At 74.7% G+C, this 6294-nt stretch carries 7 protein-coding genes; 4 read left to right on the top strand and 3 right to left on the bottom strand.

Features of this window, described 5'->3' with window-relative positions; translation table 11 throughout:
• Positions 1–50: 50 nt before the first annotated feature.
• Genes ACFU99_RS29085 through ACFU99_RS29075 form a run of 3 tightly spaced genes read left to right on the top strand, consistent with a single transcriptional unit; the run spans position 51 to position 3798 of the window.
• Positions 51–1256 carry a CbiQ family ECF transporter T component gene (locus ACFU99_RS29085; RefSeq protein ID WP_384397650.1) on the top strand — a complete coding sequence of 402 codons (1206 nt, stop codon included), beginning with the start codon at positions 51–53 and terminating at the stop codon, positions 1254–1256.
• Positions 1253–2953 carry an ABC transporter ATP-binding protein gene (locus tag ACFU99_RS29080; protein WP_384397648.1) on the top strand — a complete coding sequence of 567 codons (1701 nt, stop codon included), beginning with the start codon at positions 1253–1255 and terminating at the stop codon, positions 2951–2953. The genes ACFU99_RS29085 and ACFU99_RS29080 overlap by 4 nt, the downstream gene beginning before the upstream one ends.
• Positions 2950–3798, top strand: a complete 849-nt coding sequence (locus ACFU99_RS29075) for an ECF transporter S component (protein ID WP_384397646.1) — start codon at positions 2950–2952, stop codon at positions 3796–3798. Before ACFU99_RS29080 ends, ACFU99_RS29075 begins: the two co-directional genes overlap by 4 nt.
• Before the next feature lie 305 nt (positions 3799–4103).
• On the opposite strand, the gene ACFU99_RS29070 is transcribed toward ACFU99_RS29075, so the two are convergent.
• From ACFU99_RS29070 to ACFU99_RS29060, 3 genes are all read right to left on the bottom strand, one after another.
• Positions 4104–4517: a fic family toxin-antitoxin system, toxin component gene (locus ACFU99_RS29070; protein ID WP_384397645.1), complete on the bottom strand. Its 414-nt coding sequence runs from the start codon at positions 4515–4517 to the stop codon at positions 4104–4106.
• Between the two features lie 25 nt (positions 4518–4542).
• Complete coding sequence (locus ACFU99_RS29065) at positions 4543–4791, bottom strand: toxin-antitoxin system HicB family antitoxin (RefSeq protein ID WP_384397643.1); 249 nt, start codon at positions 4789–4791, stop codon at positions 4543–4545.
• An 85-nt stretch (positions 4792–4876) separates the two neighbouring features.
• The gene (locus tag ACFU99_RS29060; protein ID WP_384397641.1) at positions 4877–5401 is read right to left on the bottom strand and encodes a GNAT family N-acetyltransferase; all 525 of its coding nucleotides are present in this window, start codon (positions 5399–5401) and stop codon (positions 4877–4879) included.
• A gap of 314 nt (positions 5402–5715) precedes the next feature.
• On the opposite strand from ACFU99_RS29060, the gene ACFU99_RS29055 reads away from it, so the two are divergent.
• Positions 5716–6162, top strand: a complete 447-nt coding sequence (locus ACFU99_RS29055) for a transglycosylase SLT domain-containing protein (RefSeq protein ID WP_384397639.1) — start codon at positions 5716–5718, stop codon at positions 6160–6162.
• Positions 6163–6294: the final 132 nt, after the last annotated feature.

The following is a 6294-nucleotide window of genomic DNA, read 5'->3' as shown; positions in this document are numbered from 1 at the left end:
TGAACGACCAGGAGGCGCGGCCGTCGCGCGGCCGCGCGACGGCAGAGGTCATGGGCCGCGCCCGTGCCCCCCAGACCTCCCGGAGCGCCGCCCTGCACCCCGGCGCCTGGTGGCTCTGGGCGCTCGGGCTCGCCACCGCCGCCTCCCGTACGACCAATCCGCTGCTGCTCGGTCTGCTGGTCGGCGTCGCGGGGTATGTGGTGGCCGCGCGGCGCACGGACGCGCCGTGGGCGCGGTCGTACGGGGCGTTCCTCAAGCTGGGGCTGCTGGTGCTGGGGATTCGGCTGGTGTTCGCCGTCGTCCTCGGGTCCCCGATCCCCGGTACGCACACGATCGTCACCCTGCCCGAGGTGCCGCTGCCCGACTGGGCGCGCGGGGTGCGGATCGGCGGCCGGGTGACGGCGGAGGGGCTGGTGTTCGCGCTGTACGACGGGCTCAAACTCGCGACCCTCCTGATCTGCGTCGGCGCGGCGAACGCGCTCGCGAACCCGGCGCGGCTGCTGAAGTCCCTGCCCGGCGCGCTGTACGAGGCGGGCGTCGCGATCGTCGTCGCCATGACGTTCGCGCCGAACCTCGTCGCCGACGTGGCGCGGCTGCGCGCCGCCCGCCGGCTGCGCGGCCGCCCCGACCGCGGCGCGAAGGCGCTGCTCCAGGTCGGGCTGCCGGTGCTGGAGGGCGCGCTGGAGCGTTCGGTGGCGCTGGCGGCGGCGATGGACGCGCGCGGTTACGGGCGTACCGCCCAGGTCCCGCCCGCCGTGCGGCACACCACCACCGCCCTGACGCTGGGCGGGCTGCTGGGCGTGTGCGCCGGTACGTACGGCCTGCTCGCCGAGCAGGGCGCGGGCTACGGGCTGCCGGTGCTGCTGGCCGGGCTCGTCGCCGCCATGGGCGGGCTGTGGCTGGGCGGGCGGCGCTCGGTTCGCAGTCGCTACCGCCCCGACCGGTGGGGGGCGCGGGCCTGGCTGGTGTCGGGTTCGGGGGTCGCCGTGGCGGGCCTGATGATCTGGGCCGGTTCGTACGCCGCGCAGCCGCTGCACCCCCCGGCCGTACCGCTGACCGCGCCCGGCCTGCCGCTGTGGCCCGCGGCCTCCGTGCTGCTGGGTCTGCTGCCCGCCTTCGTCGCCCCGGCGCCGGTCCGCGGGGCGCGGCCGTCCGGCCGGCACTCCCCGCCGGGCGGCGAGCCCGGCCCGTATTCGCACCCGCACCCGCACCCGCACCCGCATTCGCATTCGCATTCGCAGGAGGCCGGACAGTGAGCGCAGCGATCCGCTTCGAGCAGGTGTCGGTCACGTACGACAACGCGACCGCGCCCGCGATCCACGGCGTGGACCTGGTCGTGCCCGAAGGGGAGCTGTCGCTGCTGGTCGGGCCGTCCGGGGTCGGCAAATCGACCCTGCTGGGCGCGGTGAGCGGGCTCGTACCGCACTTCACCGGCGGCACCCTGCGCGGCCGCGTCACCGTCGCGGGCCGCGACACCCGCACCCACAAGCCGCGCGAGCTCGCCGACGTGGTCGGCACCGTCGGCCAGGACCCGCTCTCCCACTTCGTCACCGACACCGTCGAGGACGAGCTGGCCTACGGCATGGAGTCGCTGGGCCTGGCCCCCGACGTGATGCGCCGCCGCGTCGAGGAGACCCTCGACCTGCTCGGCCTCGCCGAACTGCGCGACCGGCCCATCGCCACCCTCTCCGGCGGCCAGCAGCAGCGCGTCGCCATCGGCTCGGTGCTCACCACCCACCCCCGGGTGCTGGTGCTCGACGAGCCGACGTCCGCGCTCGACCCGGCCGCCGCCGAGGAGGTCCTCGCGGTCCTCCAGCGGCTCGTCCACGACCTCGGCACCACGATCCTGCTGGCCGAGCACCGGCTGGAGCGGGTCGTGCAGTACGCGGACCAGGTGATCCTGCTCCCCTCCCCCGGCGCGCCGCCCGTCGTCGGCGACCCGGCCGAGGTCATGGCCCGCTCGCCGGTCCGCCCGCCCGTGGTCGACCTCGGCCGCCTCGCGGACTGGTCGCCGCTGCCGCTGTCCGTACGGGACGCCCGCCGCAAGGCCGGGCCGCTGCGCGAACGGCTGGCCGGCCTCACCCCGCCCGCGTCCCCGGCCGCGGCTCCCGGCCGCCACGGCGAGGAGACGCGCCGCCCGCGCGGCGCCGTCCTCTTCCGCAGGCCGGGCAAGGCGGCCAGGGCCGCCGACGCGCCGCCGGCCGCCGTCACCGGGCTCTCGGTGCGCCGGGGCCGCGTCGAAGCGCTGAGCGGCGTCGAGCTGACCGTACGGGCGGGCGAGGCCGTGGCGCTGATGGGCCGCAACGGCGCGGGCAAGTCCACGCTGCTGCGCACCCTCGTCGGCATGCACGAACCGGCGAGCGGCGCGGCGCGCGTCGGCGGGCTCGTACCGCACCGCACCGGCCCGCGCGACCTGCTGCGCCACGTCGGGCTCGTACCGCAGGAGCCCCGCGACCTGCTGTACGCGGACACCGTCCGCGCCGAGTGCGAGGCCGCCGACCACGACGCGGGCGCGGACCCCGGCGCCTGCCGGGCGCTGGTCGGCGAGCTGCTCCCGGACGTACCGGACTCCACGCACCCGCGCGACCTGTCCGAGGGCCAGCGGCTCGCGCTCGCGCTGGCGATCGTCCTCACGGCCCGGCCGCCGCTGATCCTCCTGGACGAGCCGACGCGCGGCCTCGACTACGCGGCCAAGGCCCGCCTCGTGGAGATCCTGCGCGCCCTGGCGGCGGACGGCCACGCCATCGTGCTGGCCACCCATGACGTGGAGCTGGCCGCCGAGCTGGCCCACCGGGTGGTGATCCTCGCCGACGGGGAGATCGTCGCGGACGGCCCGACGGCCGAGGTCGTGGTCTCGTCGCCCGCCTTCGCCCCGCAGGTCTCGAAGGTCCTCGCGCCGCTGCCGTGGCTGACGGTCCCGCAGGTGCGCGCCGTATTGGAGCCGACGGCGTGAACGCGTTCCGAGCTTTGAGAACAGCTGAGGCAGCCGACCGCCAGGCGAGGGCCATCCGCCTGGGCCCCCGCTCCGTGGCGGCCCTCGTCCTGATCTCCGCGATCGGCGTGGCGGCCTTCGGCTGGCCGCTGCTCGCGGACTCCGCCTCCGGCCTCGCGCACTCCAAGGACGCGCCGTGGCTGTTCGCCGCGCTGCTCCCGCTGCTGCTGGCCGTCGTCGTGGCGACGATCGCCGACACCGGCCTGGACGCCAAGGCCATCGCGATGCTCGGCGTCCTGGCGGCGGCGGGCGCGGCCCTGCGCCCGCTGGGCGCGGGCACGGCCGGCATCGAGCCGATGTTCTTCCTGATGGTGCTGTCCGGCCGGGTGCTCGGCCCCGGCTTCGGCTTCGTGCTGGGCGCGGTGTCGATGTTCGCGTCGGCGCTGCTGACGGGCGGGGTGGGGCCGTGGATGCCGTTCCAGATGCTGTCGATGGGGTGGGTGTCGATGGGTGCGGGGCTGCTGCCGGGCCCGGACCGGCTGCGCGGCCGCCGCGAGCTCGCGATGCTCGCGGTGTACGGGGCCGTCGCCTCGCTCCTCTACGGCACGATCATGAACCTCCAGGGCTGGCCCTACATCGGCGGCCTCACCTCAGGCGTCTCCTTCGCCCCCGGCGACCCCCTCCCCGACAACCTGGCCCGCTTCATCGCCTACTGCCTAGCCACATCCCTGGGCTGGGACCTCCCCCGCGCCATCGTCACCATCACCTTGACGCTGGCCCTGGGCCCGACAGTGCTGAAAGCACTGCGCAGAGCGACGCGGAGGGCGGCTTTCGACGCTCCGGTGGAATTCACCGAACCACGCTGACCACAGGGGCGCGAGGAACTGCGCGACCAGCCACCACGCACCCGCACCAACCAACCGACCCAGCGACATCCCGCCCAAAGGGGCGCGGGGAACTGCGCGCTCAGCCACAACGCGCCCGCGCGAAACCACCAAGCAGCACCCCCACAGGGGCGCGGGGAACTGCGCGCCCAGCCACGACGGAGCCGCACCAGCCAACCGGCCCAGCGAAATCCGGCCCCAAAGGGGCGCGGGGAACTGCGCGACCGGCCACCACGCACCCGCAGACGACAACGTTCCGCGCCCCACCCCCGGCGTCAGCCGGACCGTCAGCTCCAGTGCCGCAGCACAGCCGCAATGGTCCGTACCGTACGCGCCGGATTGCGCAGCTCCCGCGCCAGCTCGGCGACACCGGCCCGGCCGGGGACCCGTACCTCGCCCGCCCCCGACTCGCTGAGGTACCGCACGGCGCAGGCAGCGGCGACAGTCGTATTGGCACGCTCCAGCCAGTCCAGGCTCAGCGCGTGAGCGAGCGCGGCGGCGCGCTCGAAGACGCTGTCGTACACGGGACGCCCCAGCAGCCCGGCCCGGTGCCGCTCCACGGCGGCGATGCCGACGCCGAAGTCGGCCGGCGCCCGCCCGTGCCCGTACGCACCGGCGTCCTCGGCGGTCTCCAGCACCCAGACGAGATCGACGTCGGGCCCGGCGGAAACCTGCGCGTCGGTACGGGCGTGCGCGCCCACGCCCCCGTCCCCCCGAAGCGGCCCGTCACCCGGTGACAGCACGCCGCACCTCACCGTCCACCCGCGCCGCCTCGGCCTCGATGAACTCCCCCCACTCGGCGATGAAGCGCCCGGCGGCGCGCCTCGACGCGGCACGCTTGGTGTCGGTGTCGGCGTTGATCAGTCGCTCGATGTACTCGTTGAGACTGATCCGCTGGTCCATGGCCGCGCACCGAGCGGCCTCGGCGGCCTCCGGCGACAGCCGGACGTTGAACTGCGTCTTCGTGGTCCCCATGCGGGGAAGCTAGCCGGGCCTAGCGGCACCCCACCAGCCTTGGCCAGTACCTGTCACACACAGCGACGGCAAGCCGTCTCGCGGGTCAGGCCGCAGGCGACCCGGCCGGGTCGAAGGCACCGCCGATGGGAAAGACCAGCTCCGGCCGGTCCCACAGCACGGCGGGCGGATTGGCGGGGACCGTGCCGACCCGCCGCGCGCCCACGCTCCGGTAGAAGCCCTCGGCGGGCGGGTGCGAGACGACGCGGACGCTGTCGAGCCCGGCGGCGCGCGCCTCGGCGGTCATGTGCCCGGCGAGGAGCCGGCCGATGCCGCGCCCCTGGGCCGCGTCGGACACGAACATCAGGTCCAGCTCCGGCGGCTCGACGATCAGCGCGTAGAAGCCGAGCACGGCGTCCGTACCGCCGTCGGCGGCCAGAAAGACACGGTGCGACTCGATGTAGTCCGGCCCGACCGTGTACCCGGCGACCATGGCCGCGTACTGACCCTGGTACGCGCGGGAGTTCCGTACGAGTCCGGTGAGCCGCTTCGCGTCCCTGGCGGTGGCGCGGCGTACCGCGGCCCCGGCCGCCGCCCGTCTCGCACCGCTACCGGTAATAACTGAAGGCATGCGACGAGTATTACTCACCCATGCCGCGGAACCTCCCGAATGTGAGGCCACGCACAAGGACCTTCGTCACGTACGACCGCGCCTCGTACTGTCGCGCCCGGCGTCACGATCTTCGAAAAAGCGGCGCCCACCTGCAACGATACGGGTCCCCGACCACCCCGGGACCTTCCGCCCACCATGCGAGGTCAACTAGTAAGAGGGGGCATTGCGGACATATCGAGTCGGATGCACTGTCGGTGGAGTCGCCGGAACGCAGGACGGTCCGGCATCGCACATCGCACTTCCCACCTGCCCCCGACGGAAGGCACTTCCTCGTGACGTCCCGCACCATCAGCCGCATCGCCCCCCGCACGAAGACCGCCGCCGCTGCCGCCACCGTGGCGCTCGGCGCCGCCGGCGTCGTCTTCGCCTCCGTCCCGGCCCAGGCCGCGGCGCCCGCCGCCCCCAAGGCAGCGGCCCCCAAGGCCGCCGCCACGAGCAGCCCCCAGGCCGCCGCGCACAAGCTGATCCCGGACGCCGCGCAGTACCAGTGCTTCAGCAACATCGTCGAGCACGAGAGCGGCTGGAACCCCACCGCGTCCAACCCCAGCGGCGCCTACGGCCTGGTGCAGGCCCTGCCCGCCTCGAAGATGGCCTCGGCCGGCGCGGACTACAAGACCAACCCGGAGACCCAGATCAAGTGGGGCCTGGAGTACATGAACTCCACATACGGCAGCCCGTGCGCCGCCTGGTCCTTCTGGCAGTCCCACAACTGGTACTGAGCCGGACGACCCAGCACCACCCTGAGAAGAGGGCCGCCCGCGACGACCGCGGCCCGCGCAGCCCTCGCCCCACCCCAACACACCCCCGGGGCTCACCGTCGCCGAGCGCACCGCCGCGGACTGATCGGCCCC

The sequence above is a fragment of the Streptomyces sp. NPDC057654 genome, from assembly GCF_042800135.1.
Lineage (GTDB): Bacteria > Actinomycetota > Actinomycetes > Streptomycetales > Streptomycetaceae > Streptomyces.
The sequence above is the reverse complement of the archived record's forward strand: the minus strand, read 5'-3'. Positions and strand labels throughout refer to the sequence as shown.

What these genes read in the sequence shown, in the direction of transcription:
- ACFU99_RS29085 (WP_384397650.1), top strand. Translation starts at nt 51, where the DNA reads ATGGGCCGCGCCCGTGCCCCCCAGACCTCCCGGAGCGCCGCCCTGCAC.
- ACFU99_RS29065 (WP_384397643.1), bottom strand. Translation starts at nt 4,791, where the DNA reads ATGGGGACCACGAAGACGCAGTTCAACGTCCGGCTGTCGCCGGAGGCC.
- ACFU99_RS29060 (WP_384397641.1), bottom strand. Translation starts at nt 5,401, where the DNA reads ATGCCTTCAGTTATTACCGGTAGCGGTGCGAGACGGGCGGCGGCCGGG.